Genomic DNA, 19,350 nt, shown 5'->3' on the forward strand with positions numbered 1-19,350 from the left:
TTTAAATCGAAATAACTATACTATTAACACCCTAAATTTTGCCTGGACAATGGCTGTTGTCCCACTGCTAATATTGATATGCTAAAAAAAGTGCCAAATAATATGTTAAAAGTCTTGATATTTTGTAGAAAGGAAATGAGATGATTAAAGGAGGAAATTCCATTATATAAAGCCCAAAAACTTAATTCAGAGCGGGTTGACTGGATTGTATCAGAACAGACAAGGAACATCATAGCTGCGTTTTCTGAGTACAGTGAATATACCGAAAGTGAAGTAGTTGATGAAATTCTAAAGAACATACTTACCGACAAAGAATTTGTTAACTAGGTGATGATTAAGCGAAATAATAAGCGGTTGCTCAAACAACTTGAATTAGAAGAATTGGGAGGTTTATTTGGCTCGGATGAAACGATTAGTTGAAAAAAATGAAGAAGTAGTTGTGGTTCGAATTCCAGTCACAACTTCGGAAATAGCTGACCGAGTAAAACAATATGATTTATTAGACCCCAGCAAATTTTCTAAACGATACAATGACCTTTTGTACGGTTCTGTATCTTTCTTCTTGAATGAGAAGGAACATATAATTCAGTATAATTTTTGCGAAATCCGTTTGTTAATGGCACGATCTCCCACAAGAAAAATTCACAAGCGTAAAAGGAAATCCGAGCAGTTATCGACTTAGCGGAAGAGGTAAAAGAGAAAAACAGGCAATTATTTGTAACCTTTGGGGACAGCAAAAACAATTTTATATAGAGCCTTAGACAAACTCCGTAAAAATTGGAAAGGAGATGGTGTATATGAGCAATAAAATTAGACAAGAAATGAACAGAATTGAAATTCCAAAAGAACTAAGTGAAAGAAGCAAAATGGGTGTTTCAAAAGCGAAATCACAAATGCAAAAACCAAAACGAAAATGGTCTTATATTATTGGACCAGTGATTGCCGCTTCGCTTATTTTAGGAATTTTTGGTCCTAAATTTTTCACAAATACTCCTCCAGATACCCCTGTTATTAGGACATTAGAATATAGTCACGCCTTTGATGTATCAGACGCTCGCAGACTTGTTGGTTGGGCAGACAATGTATTTATCGGAAAAGTAATAGAACAGGTAGGAACTAAATCAAAGGACGTTATTCCAGAAACCCAGTTTAAAGTGGAAGTAACGCAAAATATCAAAGGTGATTTTAACGGAACAGTAATTGTAAACCAACAAGGCGGATACAAAGAGAAGGAATTGATATTGGTTGAAAATGACCAATTGCTTGAAGATGGCCAATCATATTTATTTGTGACTAAACACTTGATCGAAGAAAATTGGAATACATTAGTCCCTGTTTATGGTGATATTAAAATAAATAATGATGAAGAAAAGCAGAAAATTACGGAGAAATATGAGCAGGCTTATAAAGAAGAAATACCCTTCAAATATAATCAAAATTAGCAATTGAAAAGAGGTTGGGACATAAGCATTTCAACTAACAATAAACACGAACTTTTTTACACAATTTATGCTCATTAATAATCGTGTTTATTGTTTTGGAAAATGGTATAAAAACGAAGTGAAATGGAGCGGAGGACGCTCGACTCCTGCGGGAAATTGAGACGCTTTAGACCCCGCAGGCTCAGCTTCCTCCCCGGCGCATCGTGTGCCTGTAGCGCAATAGAACGACTTAGTTTTTACACGTGAGTTTATTTAAAAACATAGATAACTATCATGAGAAAGTAGCTTAATTTAAGAGCTAAATTAGAGATTGTTCGTCCTCACAGATTGCTATTTCGTTTTGTCCCAAGCTCTAATTTTTTCTTTTAAAAAACAATAATCTTCTAAAACAACCTCGTTTTTAAGCATTCAAAGTAGAAAAGGCATTTTCTGCTGCGTGAATGGTATGCTCAATATCATCATCTGTTAATGCAGTTGATAAGAACATCCCTTCAAATTGAGAAGGTGGTAGAAAGACTCCTTGTTCTAACATGCTATTATAAAAGCTAGCAAAGTAATCAAGATTAGATGTTTTTGCACTTTCATAATCTTTTACATCTTCATTGGTAAAGAAGAAACCAATCATGGATCCCGCGCGATTTACTGTAAACGGAATATCATATTTCGCAGCTGCTTCTTTTAAGCCTTCTTCTAAACGATCTGCTTTTCGGATAAATTCTGTATACGTATCTTTAGTTAATTGAGATAATGTCTCAAACCCTGCTGTCATTGCAAGTGGGTTACCGGATAATGTACCTGCTTGATAAATAGGACCGCTTGGGGCAATTTGATTCATAATTTCTGCTTTTCCGCCATATGCACCAACTGGTAAGCCTCCGCCAATTACTTTACCTAAACAAGTAATATCTGGGGTAATGCCAAAATAACCTTGTGCACAACCATAATCCACTCGGAAACCTGTCATTACTTCATCAAAAATAAGTAAAGCACCATATTCTGTTGTAACATCACGCAAGCCTTGTAAAAATCCTGGTTTCGGTGGAACAACACCCATATTTCCTGCAACTGGCTCAGCAATAATTGCTGCAATGTCTTCTCCATAAGTAGAGAACGCATATTTCACACTTTCTAAATCATTATAAGCAACTGTAATAGTATTCGCAGCAATGCTTTCTGGAACTCCAGGGCTATCTGGTAAACCAAGTGTTGCTACACCAGAACCTGCTTTAATAAGCAAGGAATCCCCATGTCCGTGATAGCATCCTTCAAATTTCAGAATTTTATTTCTGCCTGTATAGCCTCGTGCTAAACGAATGGCACTCATTGTAGCTTCTGTACCAGAAGACACCATGCGAACGATTTCGATGCTAGGAACACGCTCTTTCACAAGAGCAGCAAGCTTGTTTTCAATTAAAGTTGGTGCCCCAAAGCTAGTACCTTTTTCTGCAACCTTCTTAATTCCCTCCACTACTTGATCATCAGCATGTCCTAAAATAAGAGGTCCCCATGATAATACATAATCAATGTATTCATTGCCGTCAATATCATAAATTTTAGAGCCTTTCCCAGACTCCATGAATACAGGATTTCTTTTAACCGATTTAAAAGCACGAACAGGGCTATTTACGCCACCAGGCATTAATTCTACTGCTTCTTTATATGCAGCTTCTGATTTTTGATAGGAACGCATTATGACTTCCTCCCTTCTTGTTCTTTTAACATACGTGCTACATCTTTAGCAAAATAGGTAATTATTAAATCTGCTCCAGCACGTTTCATGCTAATCATTGTTTCCATAATTATTCTTTCTTCATCAATCCAGCCATTTTGTGCTGCCGCTTTAACCATGCTGTATTCACCACTAACATTATAGGTAACAATAGGCAAATTCCATTCATTTTTCATGTCTCGAACAATATCAAGATATGGAAGACCTGGCTTTACAATAAGAAAATCTGCTCCTTCTGCAACATCACTTTCCGCTTCTCTAAATGCTTCAAGACGATTTGCAGGATCCATTTGGTATGCTTTGCGATCTCCAAATTGAGGTGTACTATCAGCTGCTTCTCGGAATGGTCCATAAAATGCTGATGCATATTTCACACCATAGCTCATAATCGGAATATCAATGAATCCTGCTTCATCCAAGCCTTTTCTAATTGCAGCTACAAAACCATCCATCATATTAGAAGGCGCAATAATATCTGCTCCAGCAGCAGCTTGACTAACTGCTGCTTTCACAAGCAATTCTAGGGACTCATCATTTAATACTCTTCCTGCTTCAATTACGCCACAATGTCCGTGGCTCGTATATTCACATAAGCAAGTGTCAGCAATAACAATCATTTCTGGATAGTTAGCTTTAATATACTTAATTCCTTCTTGAACAATACCGTGATCATGAAATGCTTGTGTTCCACATTCGTCTTTTTCCTTTGGGATTCCGAATAATAACACCGATTTAATTCCAAGCGTCTGTACTTCATCCATTTCTTCCTTTAAACGATCAATTGAAAACTGATAAATGCCAGGCATGGAAGAAATCTCACTCTTCACATTTTCTTCTTCTGTAATAAATATCGGATAAATTAAATCATCGATATGTACGTATGTCTCTCTTACTAATGCTCTCATATTGGCAGATTGTCTTAATCTGCGATGACGTTTGAATTCAACCATGTTTCTTGCCTCCAACTTAATTTGTTAAATACTGCACTAAATGTTCTAGAATGCTATCTGTTGTATAGGGGTCCGCTGTAACAGTTACAGGTAACCCATAGCACTGCAATGTTTCTGTTGTAATGGGCCCAATACTAATAACAATACTGCTTTCCAGACGATCCATTAACTGATTTTTTTTAATCACTTGCATAAAATGTTGTGCTGTGGAGGAACTGGTAAAAAGCAATACCTCTAAACCATTCTTCTTTACCTCTTCCACAAGCAGTTCTTCACTCTCTTTCGGGAAATACGTTTCATACAATATGGCTTCATCTACTTGCAAACCCGCTTCCCTTAATTCATCTGCTAGAAATTCTCTCGATTTATTTCCTTTTACTATTAAAATCCGTTGATTCTTTTCGGAAATGGCAACAAACTCTTTTGCAAACTGTTCTGCAACAAATTGTGACGGAATGAAATCAGCTTGATACCCATATTCAGAAACAGCAGCTGTCGTCTTTTCGCCAATGACAGCAATTTTAGAGTCAACTGTTAATTCTACTCTTTTGATCTCTTTAAAAAATGCCTCTACACCGTTACGGCTCGTAAAGACAAGCCAATCATATGCTTGGCATTTCAATGAAACAATCACTTCATCAGAAAGATGTTTTTCTTGAAAAGCGATAAGTGGCACTTCAACAGGAATTCCACCTAAATCGTTAATCCGCTTTGATAATACACTTGCTTGTTTTTTAGAGCGGGGAACGAGAATTTTTTTTCCTAGAAGGGGTTTAGCCATCTATTATATTCTCCTCTTTTAACTGATCAATTAATGCTTTCGCACCCTTTTCTGTTAAAATGGCAGCTGCTTGTTCTCCTACCTCTACAGGGTTTTTACCTGTCACTTCTTCCTTATAAATCAGTTTCCCATCAGGTGAAATGACTAAAGCTGTTAATGCCACTTCATCATCCTTCACTTGTGCAAAGCCAGCTATTGGCACTTGGCAGCCTCCTTCCATACGCTGCAAAAATGCTCTTTCCGCATAAACGGTACGAGTCGTATCCTGGTTCGACAACTTGCTTAGAAGTTCTAACACTTCTTTGTCATCTTCGCGGCATTCAATAGCAAGTGCACCTTGACCCACTGCAGGCAAACATACTTCAGGCTCTAAAAATTCTGTTACTACATCGCTTGTCCATCCCATTCTTGCTAATCCAGCAGCGGCTAATATGATGGCATCATATTCCTCTGTCTCTAGCTTGTTAAGACGTGTATCGATATTTCCACGAATCCATTTGATTTCAAGGTCCGGTCTAACAGCAAGTAGTTGTGCACCTCTTCGCAAACTGCTTGTCCCAACGATTGCACCTTTTCTTAGATCCTTTAAAGGAATATGATTCTTACTTATTAAAGCATCACGATAATCCTCACGCTCTGGAATACACCCAATTGTTAACCCTTTCGGAAGGATTGCAGGCATATCTTTCATGCTGTGTACAGCAATATCAATTTCCTTATCAAGCATGCTTTGCTCTATTTCCTTAACAAATAGCCCTTTTCCCCCAACCTTAGATAAAGTGACATCAAGAACAACATCTCCCTTTGTCACAACTTCCTTCACTTCAAAGTCAAAAGAAGAATCTAATTTTTTAAGCTGATTAATTACCCAATTCGTTTGCGTAATGGCTAGCTTACTTTTCCTTGATCCAACAATTATTTTGCGCATTAAAAGTACCTCCAACATTCATTCCTTTATGTACCTTCCATTTAATAATGAAAAGTTGAAAAATTGCCTACTAAAAAGAAATTAATAAGCATAATAAAAAAACTCGCGATATTTAAGAGGGCCACATTTTTCCCCCTTAACTTTTTTGAAACACGTAAATACAAAAAACTGCTATAGACTAGTAGCACAATAAACGAGCTGATAATTTTCGGATCATACCAAAGAAAGTCTGGTCTTTGAATAATAGCCCATTGAACTCCAAGAATTAAGCCAATTAATAATAATGGTACACCAAAGACGCTTAATAGGTAAGATATATGTTCTAATTTGGCTAAATCTGCTATCCTCATTACTCGTTTTCCCCATTTTTTCTGTTTTAGTAAATCATATTGGATACAATAGAGGACAGAAAAAATAAATGAAATAGTAAACATCCCATACGCTAAAATAGCTGCTGTTACATGTATAAACAACAACTCCGATACAACCTGCTCGGCATGTATAACAGCGGAATCACGAGCAGGAGCAAATGTATGTATTGCCATAATAACAAATCCAAGGACATTCGTAAAAAACACAATAAAATCAATTTTCAACCACTTATTTATTACCAAAGAAAAGGTTACCAATACCCAGGAATAAAAGTAAAGCCCTTCCATGATAGTTAGAATTGGGAATCTATTCATCTCCACTATATAGATACTTAAAAAAGATGATTGCAATATCCAGACAAATAAAAGTAACCAGAAAGCTACTCGATTTGCTCTCTGGTTATTATGCATAAAATCAAAAAAATAAAATAGCACAGATAACGCATAAAGAATAATCGTGAATTCATGAAGTCTAGTCATAAAAATATCCTGCATCAACGCTTCCCCTTCAAATATAAAAGATCCTAATACCAAGTCTTCTAATAACTTAATATACTCTTATTTCTATCCTCAACTATATTTTAACCTATGGAAAGGAAAGCGAAACGACCATCTGAAGAGATTTTTCTTGAATGGTAAAATAAAAAAGCAAGCTTTCCGTTCAAAGGAGTAAAGCATTCAATTAGTTTTAGTTATATTGATCACACTTGAATGGATGGCTGAACGATTGGAGAAAATGCTTCCTTCTCTTCTTCCTTTACGACATTATTCGATTCTTTTGATGTATCAGCTTCTACATTGAAGATTTTCATAAACAGCTGCATTGATTGGTCTGCATCCGGAAGAGCTGCAAGTTCCTTCGCTTGAAGAATTGGGTCTTTTAGCATTTGATTCACAATACTTTTCGTATGCTTATTTAAAATCTTTCTTTCTCGCTCACTTAGATGAGGGAGCTTTCTTTCTAGACTTTTCATTGTTTCGCTTTGAATAGCAAGTGCCTTTTCACGAAGTGCAGAAATAACTGGTACGACACCTAATAAGTGAAGCCATTGATTAAACTCGATAATTTCAGCTTCTATCATGAGCATAATCTTTTCTGCTTCTTTTTGACGCTCTTGGAGGTTTGCTTCTACAATTCCTTCCAAATCGTCAATATCATAAAGAAATACACTATCTAATTCAGCGATTTCAGGATCTAAATCACGTGGAACCGCAATGTCCACCATAAACAGCGGATTACCTTTGCGGATTTTTTCAACTGCCTTCATCATGGACTTTGTGATAACGAATGTACTAGATCCAGTAGAACTAATGACAATATCTGCATCAATTAATGCACATTGCAGCTCATCCATTGGTTTTGCTTGCCCTTCAAATCGATGTGCAAGTGTTTCTGCTTTTTCAAATGTGCGATTTATCACAGTTACGTTTTTAGCACCGTTGCTATACAAATTCTGAATTGCAAGCTCGCCCATCTTTCCTGCACCTAAAATGAGAACATTCTTATTTTGCAAGGTACCAAATATTTTTTTCGCCAATTCTACTGCTGCATAGCTTACAGACACAGCGTTCGCACCAATCTCTGTCTCTGTGTGTGCTTTTTTTGCAAAAGTAATAGCTTGCTTAAATAACTGATTAAAAACCGAACCAGTAGAATTAATTGATTGTGCTGTCAAAAAGCTTGAGCGAATCTGTCCAAGAATCTGTGTTTCTCCGACAACCATGGAATTTAAACCACAGATAACCTGGAATAAGTGATTTAAAGCTCCATCTTGTTCATACACAAATAAATAAGGAACAAATTCCTCTTGTTCCAACTGAAACCATTCTGCTAAAAACTGCTTAATATAAAATCGACCAGTGTGGAGCTGATCAACGACTGCATATATTTCCGTACGATTACATGTTGAAATAATAACATTTTCTAATATACTTTTTTTATTTTGTAATTGATTCATAGCTTCCCCTATTTGCTCTGAATCAAATGTTAAACGTTCACGAATTTCTACTGGGGCCGTTTTAAAATTTAGTCCGACAGCTACTATATGCATTTTACCTAATGACACCCCCAAAAAGTAAGTTCTTACCTAGTTATTCATAAAGATCATTTTAAACCATTTATATAAACAGATTAAATTATAATAATTATTAACATGTAGTTATTATAACAAAATCATTTCAAAAATGGGAAACAATTTGCCCTAAAAATGTGAACAAATTGTGAATTCATATGGTAAGATATAGTATTGATAACCGTAAAAGAATTATACTTACGTTATTTACTAGTAATAGTTTATACTTCTTTTATAAAATTATCGTTATAATCTTAGTTTTTTCGTACAATATAGTACTTTACTCATTGTACAGTAACAAAAATCTTCTATGTATTCAAGTTTAGTTTTTTGGAAGTGGAGGAAATAATGAAAACACAAAAATGGTTCTCCGGTATCGTATTAATTGGTTTTGGATTTTATTTCATCTTAAAAGAATTTAATATTACTATTCTACCCAATCTATATACTTGGCCAACCCTGTTAATTATTATTGGGATTGCCTTTCTTTTTCAAGGCTATGGCGGGAAGGATTATGCTGTCATTTTACCAGGTGTGATTTTAACTGGCTTTGGCTTACACTTTCACTTAGTGAATAAGCTTGCAATTTGGCCGGATCACACAGGAACATTTATTTTAATAATTGCTCTTGGCTTTATACTTCAAAATCAGAAAATGGGTCAGGGAATGTTAAATGGTCTTCTTTTTCTCTTATTAGCTGTTCTTTTGCTTTTCTATCAAGAAATTCTTGGCTCGCTAACATTCTTAAAGATTAGCCCACATACTTTAAATAACTTGATACCTATTTTATTCATTATCGTCGGGGGATATTATTTAGTTTCGAAAAAGAGGAAGTAAAGGTGTTTATACATAATACAAGGTGTCTTTGATCACTACATCCCGTAGGAGTCTACGTGTATTCAGGCTGCTCAGTAAGTTAAATCTATATTTTTTTCATCTATACACAAATAAAAAATCGACTCACTTTTCAACTAACTAATGCTAGCTAGCTGATGTGAGTCGATTTTTTATTTGTTTGCTAAATGCTCTAGCAGAGACCAAACTTTATCTTTTCCTTCTCCTGTTTCGGATGAGAATAGGATTAAGTAATCATCTGCACTTAGTCCTAAGGTTTCTTTTGTTACTTTTAAATGTTTTTGCCATTGAGATTTTGCTATTTTATCTGCTTTTGTAGCAATCACTACACATGGTATTCCATAATGCTTCAAGAAGTCGTACATTAAAATATCGTCTGCAGTTGGCGGATGGCGAAGGTCCGTAATTAAAACAACTGCTTTTAATTGTTCTCTTGAGGTAAAATACGTTTCAAGCATTTTTCCCCAAGCTTCTCTTTCTTTCTTCGATACTTTTGCATAACCATAACCAGGTACATCAACAAAGTGCAGGATTTCATTGATTAAATAAAAATTCAATGTTTGTGTTTTCCCTGGTTTAGACGAAATGCGAGCTAACGCTTTTCGTCCAAGCATGCGATTAATAAAGGATGATTTCCCCACATTCGATCTTCCAGCTAAAGCAAACTCTGGTAGATTTCCTTCTGGATATTGATTTGGTTTTACTGCACTAATTACTATTTCTGCTTGATTAACTTTCAAAGATTTACACTTCCGTTCAACGCGTGTTTTAATACTTCATCTACATGTGAAACTAGAATAAAGTCTAGTTCTTCTCTTACACTTTCAGGAACATCATCGATATCCTTCGCATTATCCTTTGGTATGATAATGGTCTTTAATCCGGCACGGTGAGCACCAAGGGATTTTTCCTTTAATCCTCCAATTGGAAGAACTCGTCCTCGGAGCGTTACCTCTCCTGTCATCCCTACTTCTTTCTTAATTGGTTTGCCTGAAAGAGCAGAAACAAGAGCCGTTACCATTGTAATCCCTGCAGATGGACCATCTTTTGGTACTGCGCCTTCTGGGACATGGATGTGAATATCATATTTCTCATGGAAATTCGCATCGATTCCTAGCTCTTCTGATTTGGAACGGATATAGCTAAATGCAGCTTGAGCAGATTCCTTCATGACATCACCTAATTTTCCGGTCAAAACTAATTTACCTTTTCCCGGAGCCAAGGAGACTTCAATTTGCAAGGTATCTCCTCCAACTGTCGTATAAGCAAGACCAGTTGCAACACCAACTTGATCTTCTTCCTCTGCCTGACCATAATGAAAAATTGGCTTACCAAGGAAATCCTCAACATTTTTAGCAGTTATAACTACTTTTTTCTTTTCACCTGTTACAATCATTCTTGCAGTTTTGCGGCAAATGGATGCTAGTTGTCTTTCTAAAGTACGGACTCCTGCTTCTCTTGTATATAAACGGACAATTTTTTGGATGCCATCTTCTCTAATTTGAAGCTGAGCTTTAGATAATCCATGTTCTTTTATTTGTTTAGGCAACAGATGATCTTTTGAAATATGAATTTTCTCTATTTCTGTATATCCAGCAATAGAGATAATTTCCATTCTATCACGTAATGGCCCTGGAATGGTAGCTAAATTATTGGCTGTGGCAATAAACATAACCTTTGATAAATCATAAGTTTCTTCAATATAATGATCACTAAAATTATGGTTTTGCTCAGGATCAAGAACTTCTAGCATAGCAGAGGATGGATCCCCGCGAAAATCATTGGACATTTTATCAATTTCATCTAACAAAAATACAGGATTAATTGTCTCTGCTTTTTTCATCCCTTGAATAATTCTGCCTGGCATTGCTCCTACATAAGTACGTCTATGCCCTCTAATTTCTGATTCATCGCGTACGCCACCTAAAGAGATGCGAACAAAATTACGGTTTAAAGAGCGGGCTATGGAACGTGCAAGACTTGTTTTCCCGACTCCAGGAGGGCCGGCTAGACAAAGAATAGGACCTTTTAAAGAGTTTGTAAGCTTTTGTACAGCTAAATACTCTAATACCCTTTCTTTCACCTTTTCAAGACCATGATGGTCATCATTTAAGATTTTTTCCGCTTTAATAAGATCCAAGTCATCTTCTGTAGCATTCGTCCATGGTAACGCTAAGAGCCAATCGATATAATTGCGGATTACAGAGCTTTCTGCAGATGTAGAAGGAATTTTTTCATAACGATCTAACTCCTTTAAAGCAGTTGCTTTTACATGATCAGGCATTCCAGATTCTTCGATTTTTTCAAGCAGTGTACTTACTTCACCAGTTTTCCCATCTTTATCGCCTAGCTCTTTTTGAATAGCTTTCATTTGTTCACGTAAATAGTATTCCTTCTGTGTTCTTTCCATTGATTTCTTTACGCGCTGCCCAATTTTCTTCTCTAGGTTTAATACTTCTTTTTCGTTTTGAATGATATCAATGACATAATTCATTCTCTGTTTATTATTTAATGTTTCTAAAATCTGCTGTTTTTCTTTTAATTTAATTGGTAAATGAGAAGCAATAATATCCGCCATTCTGCCCGGCTCTTCCATATCGGAAACCGTTGCATATGTTTCATGTGATATTTTTTTAGAAATTTTTATGTATTGCTCAAAATACTGCAGCATTGTTCTCATTAATGCTTCATCTTCTACATCTTTTGAAGTTTCCTCTTCATAAAGGTGCAGACTTGCTGCAAAATATCCATCTTCCTCCATTAATTCTTCCAACTCTGCTCTTTGTACCCCTTCAACAAGGACTCTTATTGTTCCATTTGGTAACTTTAACATCTGTTTTACTTTTGTTAATGTTCCAATTTTATATAAATCCTCTTCTTCGGGTTCGTCTATATCCATATCTTTTTGCATTGTTAGAAAAATTAAATGGTCTTCTACCATTGCTTTTTCGAGAGCTTGCACTGATTTATCACGACCTACATCTAAATGAAGCACCATCGTTGGATAAACCAGTAATCCTCGAAGCGGCAGGAGGGGGACTATTGTTTTTTTATTTTCCTCCATGACGTTGCACCTCCAGCTTTAAAAAATCCCTTACCTTTTATCGCCTAATTCGATATGTTTCTATCGATAATAGGCATCCATTGCATTCTAATGCTTTGTACAATTCTATCTCATTTATGAAAATGTGTCTATTAACTTGAGTTATTAGACAGGCCGTAAAAATTAGAACTAATTTTTCGATGCCCCTTTTTTACTCTTCCTAACCTGTATTATGTATACTTAAGATAGAATTTGACGAGGAGAAAGAAATGCTTTTGAAAGGCTTTAGCCAAATAATGAATAGATCCATTTAAAATAAGCCTTCCCTTATAAAGTGGCTTATTTAAGTGGTTTCCATTCAAAAAAGAAAAAATATCAACACCCATTCTCTTCTATTTAATTATATAATAATCTTTCCTTTTATTAAAATATAGGTTATTCCTACAGATTTGCTTTTATTACCCTAAATCCTTCGATACATACCACTTCACAAAAAACTGCCGACCAACTCTTTCTTAACCGAATTAGCCGACAGTGAAAATACTTTTACCGAACGCATTCTTTTTGTAATGTAGTGAATTAAATACTTTCTTTCTTTGTCAATGCAATCGTAGAAGCTGGAATCGCATCTTCCTCCCATTCTCCCTTAAGTAAAGCATGTTCTAATACTTCATTTAGTGATTGAACCGGAACAATGATAATATCCTTTATTTCCTCTAATATAGCCTGCATATTTTCCTGGGGAATAATAACTTTTTGCACGCCCGCAGCTTTAGCCGCTTTCACTTTCGCCACTACTCCTCCAATCGGTTTCACTTTTCCATGAATACTTATTTCCCCTGTCATCGCTACTTTCCGATCTACCGGTTGCTTGTAAATAGCAGAATAAATACCGGTTGCCATAGAAATACCTGCTGAAGGCCCATCAATCGGAATACCTCCTGGAAAATTGACATGGATGTCAAATTGGTCTGCTGGAACGTCCATGGAACGTAAAACCGTAATAACATTTTCTATGGAACCCTTCGCCATGCTTTTTCTTCTAATCGATTTACCTTGTCCTCCAATACTCTCTTCTTCAACAATACCGGTAATATTAATGCTTCCCTTACTATCCTTTGCTGGAATAACAGTTACCTCAATCTCTAATAAAGCTCCAATATTGGATCCATAAACCGCAAGTCCGTTAACTGCTCCAATAGTGGAGTGTGTATTAATTTTTCTTTCCATTCTAGGAGAAAGCTGACTTGAATTAATAACCCATTCTACCTCATCATCCTTAATAAAGCTCCGTTCCTCGCCTATTGCAAGACCAGCAGAAATCTGGACCATATTAACTGCTTCTCTTCCGTTTCTTGCATAGTCTGAAAGGGTATCGAGGGCTTTCTCGCTTATTGACATATTCACTTTATCCGCAGCTTTTATTCCAATCTTAATAACTTCTTCTTTTGTTAATTCTCTAAAGAATACTTCCATACATCGTGAACGAATTGCTGGAGGTATTTCGTTGGGTGTTCGAGTAGTTGCTCCAATTAATCGGAAATCTGCTGGCAATCCGTTTTTGAATATATCATGTATATGGGAAGGAATTTGTGTATTCTCTTCATTATAATAAGCACTTTCTAAATAAACTTTTCGGTCTTCTAATACTTTTAAAAGCTTATTCATTTGAGTAGGATGTAGTTCTCCAATCTCATCAATAAACAGAACCCCTCCATGAGCATTAGTAACTGCCCCTTGCTTCGGCTGTGGGATACCAGCTTGTCCCATGGCTCCAGCCCCTTGATAAATCGGATCATGAACTGATCCAATCAACGGATCCGCAATACCTCTCTCATCAAATCTAGCTGTTGTAGCATCTAATTCCACAAACACGGAGTTTGGCTTAAAGGGTGACTTCTGATTCTTCTTTGCTTCTTCTAATACAAGTCTTGCTGCCGCTGTTTTCCCAACCCCTGGAGGTCCATAAATAATAACATGCTGTGGATTTGGACCACAGAGTGCGGCTCTTAATGATTTAATTCCATCTTCTTGTCCCACAATATCAGCAAAGCTTGTTGGACGTACTTTTTCAGAAAGCGGCTCCGTTAATGATATCGCACGCATCTTTCTTAGCTGATCCATTTCTTTTTTAGATTCGCGGTCAATCGAAACCTTTTGTGTTCTCTGGCTCTTTAATAAGTTCCAGAAATAAAGTCCGATGATAACCCCGAAGAATAATTGTACAAATAAAGCGATCTCCGCCCAACTCATAAATAATACCTCCTGTAATCATGTTGTTTTTAGAACCTCGCATATGTATGGCCCCAATAACAAATCCATAAATAGGGTCAAACCTTTCATTCACTCTTTTGAGTAGGCTCTTCGTCAAGCATACGTGTATGTACCTTTTCTCTTTACATAAGAACTGAGATAGCATGTCAATAAGGCATCTTTACCAATTAAGAATTTTTGGTTTACTATCTTAATGAATTATACAAAGATTGATGAAATGCTCATTGCGAATAAGCGTAGACACCAATTAAAGACCACATACCTAATAGTGCCCTGTCTTTAAAAAATAGTATCTCCTTCCCTTTGTTGGAATAAACAAGTTTTCATGGAAAAAATGTGTGGAGAATGTAGAAATATAAAGTGAAACTTCCATCAGTAGGGTTTTCCTTCATTCCCACTAATGGTTAGTTGAACCAATCGGACATTAACAGTCAGTTAATCTCCCACCTATCTTCCTCGAATTCTCATTAGCAAGGAGTGAGAGTCTTACTTATCTATTAAGAGTGGGATATCATTCTGTTGTGTGAGAGGGATTCAAATTTCATAAAAAAAAGAGAATCATTGGTGATTTACACCAAACGATTCTCTTTTATAACTGTTGTTATGCAGAAGTTTTTGTTTCTTTCTCCACTACTGTTCCATCTTCTAAAACAAGTTTTGGAGATGAATTTTCCGTTACTGTTTCTTTTGTAATAATACATTTGACAATATCGTCTCTTGAAGGTAAGTCAAACATAATATCTAACAATATACCTTCAATAATAGATCGCAATCCACGTGCCCCAGTTTTTCTTTCAATTGCCTTTTTGGCAATTTCCTTTAGAGCCTCTTGTTCGAATTCTAATTCGACATCATCCAATTCCAGCATTTTCTTAAATTGCTTAACTAAAGCATTTTTTGGTTTCGTTAAAATTTCAATTAACGCCTCTTCGTCTAATTGTCCAAGACTAGCAATAACAGGAAGACGACCAATAAATTCTGGAATTAACCCGAAGCGTAATAAATCTTCTGGTAATACTTTAGCAAGTAAATCTTTATCTTCCACTTCTACTTGTTTACCATCTGAACCAAATCCAATTACTTTCTGACCTAAACGTCTTTTAATAATCGGTTCGATACCATCAAATGCACCACCACAAATAAATAAAATATTCGTTGTATCAATTTGAATGAATTCTTGATGAGGATGCTTTCTACCACCCTGAGGCGGAACACTAGCTACAGTACCTTCTAGAATTTTTAATAACGCTTGTTGAACACCTTCACCAGAAACGTCTCTTGTGATGGAAGGATTTTCCGATTTACGTGCTACTTTATCAATTTCGTCAATATAAATAATACCTTTTTCAGCTTTTTCTACATCATAATCTGCAGATTGGATTAATTTCAAGAGAATATTTTCTACATCTTCCCCAACATATCCAGCTTCCGTTAGACTAGTGGCATCTGCAATAGCAAATGGTACATTTAATATTCTTGCCAAAGTTTGTGCAAGCAGTGTTTTACCACTACCAGTTGGTCCAATTAACGCAATATTACTTTTTGATAATTCCACATCATCAATTTTACTATTCGAATTAATACGCTTGTAGTGATTATACACTGCAACAGAAAGAGCTTTTTTCGCTTGATCTTGACCAATGACATATTCATTAAGGATGTCGCGAATTTCTGCTGGTTTCGGTACATCTTTAAATTCTACTTCTTCTTCTGTACCTAATTCTTCTTCCACGATTTCTGTACATAGCTCTATACATTCATCACAAATGTATACACCTGGACCAGCAACTAATTTACGAACTTGATCCTGTGTCTTTCCGCAGAATGAACACTTTAACTGGCCTTTTTCGTCATTAAATTTAAACATGCCTTCACCCCTTAAAACTTCTTTTGTATATTTTTACCGTTACGGAATATTATTTGTTTAGAAACAAATCTTACTTTTTTCAACAGTTATGTATTGAATTGTATCACATGATGATAATGTACAGGAAATAATACAGCTCAGGTAGTCAGTCCTCTATCATCCAATAACGGTAAAATGTATGTACTTTCTTAAGCATAACCAGATTTTGCTTCTTTAAATCTGGAAATATTATCTCTTTATTTGTCTGTATATTCCTGTACGGTAGAGTAACTTATATTATAGTTACCCATATTATATGTTATTTAACACTAATATAAAACTAAGGCACGAAATAGTCGCGCCTTAGTTTTTTTACTTACTTCTATTATGCAACAGTTTTGCTGTTTTCTACAAGGAAATCGATTGCTTTTCTTATTTTTATGTCCATTTGTAAGTTTTCTATACCGCCAAGTGCTTGTTTAATAGCATCTAGTGGCATATTGTACATTTGAGACATATTTTCAAGTTCAGCATTAACTTCTTCGTCTGTTACTTCAATACTTTCTGCAGCAACAATTGCTTCAAGAGTCAAGTTAGAACGGACACGTTTTCCAGCGTCTTCTTGCATTTGCTCTTTTAACGCAGCCTCATCTTGTCCAGAGAATTGGAAGTATAATTCAAGGTTCATCCCTTGCATTTGAAGACGTTGCTCGAATTCGCTCATCATGCGATCAATTTCTGTATCGATCATTGCAGATGGGATATCCATTGTCGCATTCTCAGAAGCTTTTTCTACAACCGTATCACGAACTGCATGCTCTGCTTGATGCTTCTTATCGTTCTCTAAACGAGTTTTAATTTTTTCTTTTAATTCAGCTAATGTTTCAGCTTCTTCATCTACATCTTTTGCAAATTCATCATCTAATTCAGGAAGTTCTTTTCCTTTGATTTCATGAATAGTTACTTTAAATGTAGCAGGCTTTCCAGCTAAATCTTCAGCATGGTATTCTTCTGGGAAAGTAACTTCTACTTCTGTTGATTCACCAGTAGCAACACCTACTAATTTTTCTTCAAATCCAGGAATAAATTGACCTGAACCAAGTTCTAATGAGAAGTTCTCAGCCGTTCCGCCTTCAAAAGCAACTCCATCTTGGAATCCTTCGAAATCCATAACAACTGTATCTCCTAATTCAGCAGTACCTTCTTCTTTTACTACTAACTCAGCTTGTTTTTCTTGCAATGCTTTAATTTCAGCTTCTACTTCTTCATCTGTAACTGTTGTTTCAACAGCAGGTACTTCTAATCCTTTGTACTCACCTAATGTTACTTCAGGCTTCACTGTAACAGTTGCTTTGAAAATTAATGCTTTTCCTTTTTCGATTTGTTCTACATCAATTTCAGGACGATCAACTGGCTCAATTCCAGCTTCTTCAATTGCATTTGCATAAGCTTCTGGTAAAAGAATATCAATTGCATCTTGGTATAAAGATTCAACACCAAAACGTTGTTCGAACATTCCACGTGGAATTCTACCTTTACGGAATCCAGGAATATTTACTTGCTTTACTACTTTTTTAAATGCTAAATCTAAACCTTCGTTTAATTTTTCTGCATCTAATTCAATTGTAAGAACGCCACGGTTCCCTTCTAAAACTTCCCATTTAGCTGACATACTATAATTTCCCTCCAAGAATCTATTCTACTTTTTCATTACTTCTACTTAATGTATAGATAAACTTCTTTACTATTGTTTAAAAGCTAGTTCAAACGAAAGCTTTCAAGCTAATAATTGCAAAAAGTTATCTAATAAGAAATAAACATTTTCGCATTTTCTAAATGCAACCATTACATTATATCATAGGTTCTAGTTGTTTCAACATCCTTGCCTAAATATTAGGATAAGAAATTTCCTCTAGTCGATAAATGAAGGCTTTAGCTTGTTCAAAATTATCCTCATTTACTTCATATAATGCAAGAATTTCTTGTGAATCTTCTTGGCCAAAATATTCATTTACAACAGCATGATAGGATGCTGCCCATGTTTCAGCACTATAATCTTCAAGCACTAATGGATAAAGCAAAAAAAATTGTCGATCCATTAACATTTTAATATTTTCGAATAAAATAGGATCATTGCTTTCAACATAATCGATAAGAATAGTCATTATCTTTTTATATTGATCCTGCTCTTTAATATCCTTTAAATTGGTTGGCTTTACGGTTATTGTTCGATTAAATTTATGAATTACTACTTCTTGGTCATATTCTTGCTCTCGCAAAATATTAATTAACATCGTTTTTAAAAACGGATTTTTTTCATCCTCCTGAAGAAACAGTTTTACTTCTTCAATAGAAGCTCGGATGTTTTGACTAGACATTTTAGCAATAAGAAGCATTTGTTCCTGTGGATCTTCTATTTCCATTAATCTCCCTGTTTCATCTGTGCTTTCTTCTATTAAATCATCCTTTTCCGTTAGTGGAGAAGACTCTGCCATTTTTCTACTAAAAGTAAGCATTTTTGAAAAGTGCTCGATTTTATTGGCAGGAATTTGATGATCTTCTAACAATACTTCAATCGTTGAAACAATTTCTTCATATTCATGCAGCTGCACAAGGATCATGATATATAAATCCAACACATGTATATAGTCACCCTGTCCCGCTGTCAGCATTTCCTTCGCCAAATATTTTGCCTGTTCCAATAAACCCATTTCGTAATAAGACAGAATTAACCCAATGTTAATATCACTATGAAAAGGATTTCTCTCTTTTGCTTCTTCTAAATAAGAAATAGCTTCTTTATATTGCTTATCTTGAATTGCATCTAATCCTTTTTGTAATAAACGTTTATCTAAATCGGGAAAAAATATAATATTATCTTTTTTTTCCTGCTCCCGTTTCTTCATCCTTTTAACCGCCTATACATTCTTTTTGTTGCTAGTGTAGCTTTTTTTCTATTTGGATGCAACCTGAACTTTTCATTAGATTGAGTCAAGTTTTTGTGGGAGTTTTTTTAGCTCCCTTTTTTATAAAGTAAAACCTCTAAGTTTGTATCCGCT

The 19,350-nt window shown here is 35.5% G+C and carries 15 protein-coding genes; 3 read left to right on the forward strand and 12 right to left on the reverse strand.

What is annotated here, in order from left to right; all coding sequences use genetic code 11:
- Positions 1-394: 394 nt before the first annotated feature.
- Both AB3U99_RS16640 and AB3U99_RS16645 read left to right on the forward strand, forming a co-directional pair.
- Positions 395-682, forward strand: coding sequence for a hypothetical protein (locus tag AB3U99_RS16640; protein ID WP_400242666.1), 288 nt, complete (start codon positions 395-397; stop codon positions 680-682).
- A 115-nt stretch (positions 683-797) separates the two neighbouring features.
- Positions 798-1,442, forward strand: a complete 645-nt coding sequence (locus tag AB3U99_RS16645; protein WP_400242667.1) for a hypothetical protein — start codon at positions 798-800, stop codon at positions 1,440-1,442.
- Positions 1,443-1,842: 400 nt separating this feature from the next.
- Here AB3U99_RS16645 and hemL read toward each other — a convergent pair whose 3' ends face one another.
- The 6 genes from hemL to hemA all read right to left on the reverse strand — a co-directional run bounded on the left by hemL (position 1,843) and on the right by hemA (position 8,252).
- Positions 1,843-3,132, reverse strand: coding sequence for a glutamate-1-semialdehyde 2,1-aminomutase (gene hemL, locus AB3U99_RS16650; RefSeq protein ID WP_400242668.1), 1,290 nt, complete (start codon positions 3,130-3,132; stop codon positions 1,843-1,845).
- A complete protein-coding gene (hemB, locus tag AB3U99_RS16655) occupies positions 3,132-4,121 on the reverse strand; it encodes a porphobilinogen synthase (RefSeq protein WP_400242669.1) in 990 nt (329 codons plus the stop codon). Before hemB ends, hemL begins: the two co-directional genes overlap by 1 nt.
- Before the next feature lie 16 nt (positions 4,122-4,137).
- Positions 4,138-4,902 carry a uroporphyrinogen-III synthase gene (locus tag AB3U99_RS16660; protein WP_400242670.1) on the reverse strand — a complete coding sequence of 255 codons (765 nt, stop codon included), beginning with the start codon at positions 4,900-4,902 and terminating at the stop codon, positions 4,138-4,140.
- Positions 4,895-5,830 carry a hydroxymethylbilane synthase gene (gene hemC / locus AB3U99_RS16665; protein ID WP_400242671.1) on the reverse strand — a complete coding sequence of 312 codons (936 nt, stop codon included), beginning with the start codon at positions 5,828-5,830 and terminating at the stop codon, positions 4,895-4,897. The genes AB3U99_RS16660 and hemC overlap by 8 nt, the downstream gene beginning before the upstream one ends.
- Before the next feature lie 41 nt (positions 5,831-5,871).
- Positions 5,872-6,696 (reverse strand): inner membrane protein YpjD, encoded by an 825-nt coding sequence (locus AB3U99_RS16670; RefSeq protein ID WP_400242672.1) that lies wholly within the window; start codon positions 6,694-6,696, stop codon positions 5,872-5,874.
- 206 nt (positions 6,697-6,902) lie between these two features.
- Positions 6,903-8,252 carry a glutamyl-tRNA reductase gene (gene hemA, locus AB3U99_RS16675; protein WP_400242673.1) on the reverse strand — a complete coding sequence of 450 codons (1,350 nt, stop codon included), beginning with the start codon at positions 8,250-8,252 and terminating at the stop codon, positions 6,903-6,905.
- 369 nt (positions 8,253-8,621) lie between these two features.
- Between hemA and AB3U99_RS16680 the strand changes: the two genes are divergently transcribed.
- Positions 8,622-9,110 (forward strand): LiaI-LiaF-like domain-containing protein, encoded by a 489-nt coding sequence (locus tag AB3U99_RS16680; RefSeq protein WP_400242674.1) that lies wholly within the window; start codon positions 8,622-8,624, stop codon positions 9,108-9,110.
- A 170-nt stretch (positions 9,111-9,280) separates the two neighbouring features.
- Here AB3U99_RS16680 and yihA read toward each other — a convergent pair whose 3' ends face one another.
- From yihA to AB3U99_RS16710, 6 genes are all read right to left on the reverse strand, one after another.
- Entirely contained in the window at positions 9,281-9,868 is a 588-nt protein-coding gene (yihA, locus tag AB3U99_RS16685; protein WP_400242675.1) for a ribosome biogenesis GTP-binding protein YihA/YsxC, read from the reverse strand.
- Positions 9,865-12,192: an endopeptidase La gene (gene lon / locus AB3U99_RS16690; protein WP_400242676.1), complete on the reverse strand. Its 2,328-nt coding sequence runs from the start codon at positions 12,190-12,192 to the stop codon at positions 9,865-9,867. The genes yihA and lon overlap by 4 nt, the downstream gene beginning before the upstream one ends.
- A 558-nt stretch (positions 12,193-12,750) precedes the next feature.
- Positions 12,751-14,424, reverse strand: coding sequence for an ATP-dependent protease LonB (gene lonB, locus AB3U99_RS16695; RefSeq protein ID WP_400242677.1), 1,674 nt, complete (start codon positions 14,422-14,424; stop codon positions 12,751-12,753).
- Positions 14,425-15,046: 622 nt separating this feature from the next.
- Positions 15,047-16,312 carry an ATP-dependent protease ATP-binding subunit ClpX gene (gene clpX / locus AB3U99_RS16700; protein WP_400242678.1) on the reverse strand — a complete coding sequence of 422 codons (1,266 nt, stop codon included), beginning with the start codon at positions 16,310-16,312 and terminating at the stop codon, positions 15,047-15,049.
- A 364-nt stretch (positions 16,313-16,676) separates the two neighbouring features.
- Positions 16,677-17,963, reverse strand: a complete 1,287-nt coding sequence (tig, locus tag AB3U99_RS16705) for a trigger factor (protein WP_400242679.1) — start codon at positions 17,961-17,963, stop codon at positions 16,677-16,679.
- 214 nt (positions 17,964-18,177) lie between these two features.
- Positions 18,178-19,197: a tetratricopeptide repeat protein gene (locus AB3U99_RS16710; protein WP_400242680.1), complete on the reverse strand. Its 1,020-nt coding sequence runs from the start codon at positions 19,195-19,197 to the stop codon at positions 18,178-18,180.
- Positions 19,198-19,350: the final 153 nt, after the last annotated feature.

It is taken from the genome of Niallia tiangongensis, from assembly GCF_044704065.1.
In the GTDB taxonomy this organism is placed as follows: domain Bacteria; phylum Bacillota; class Bacilli; order Bacillales; family Cytobacillaceae; genus Niallia; species Niallia tiangongensis.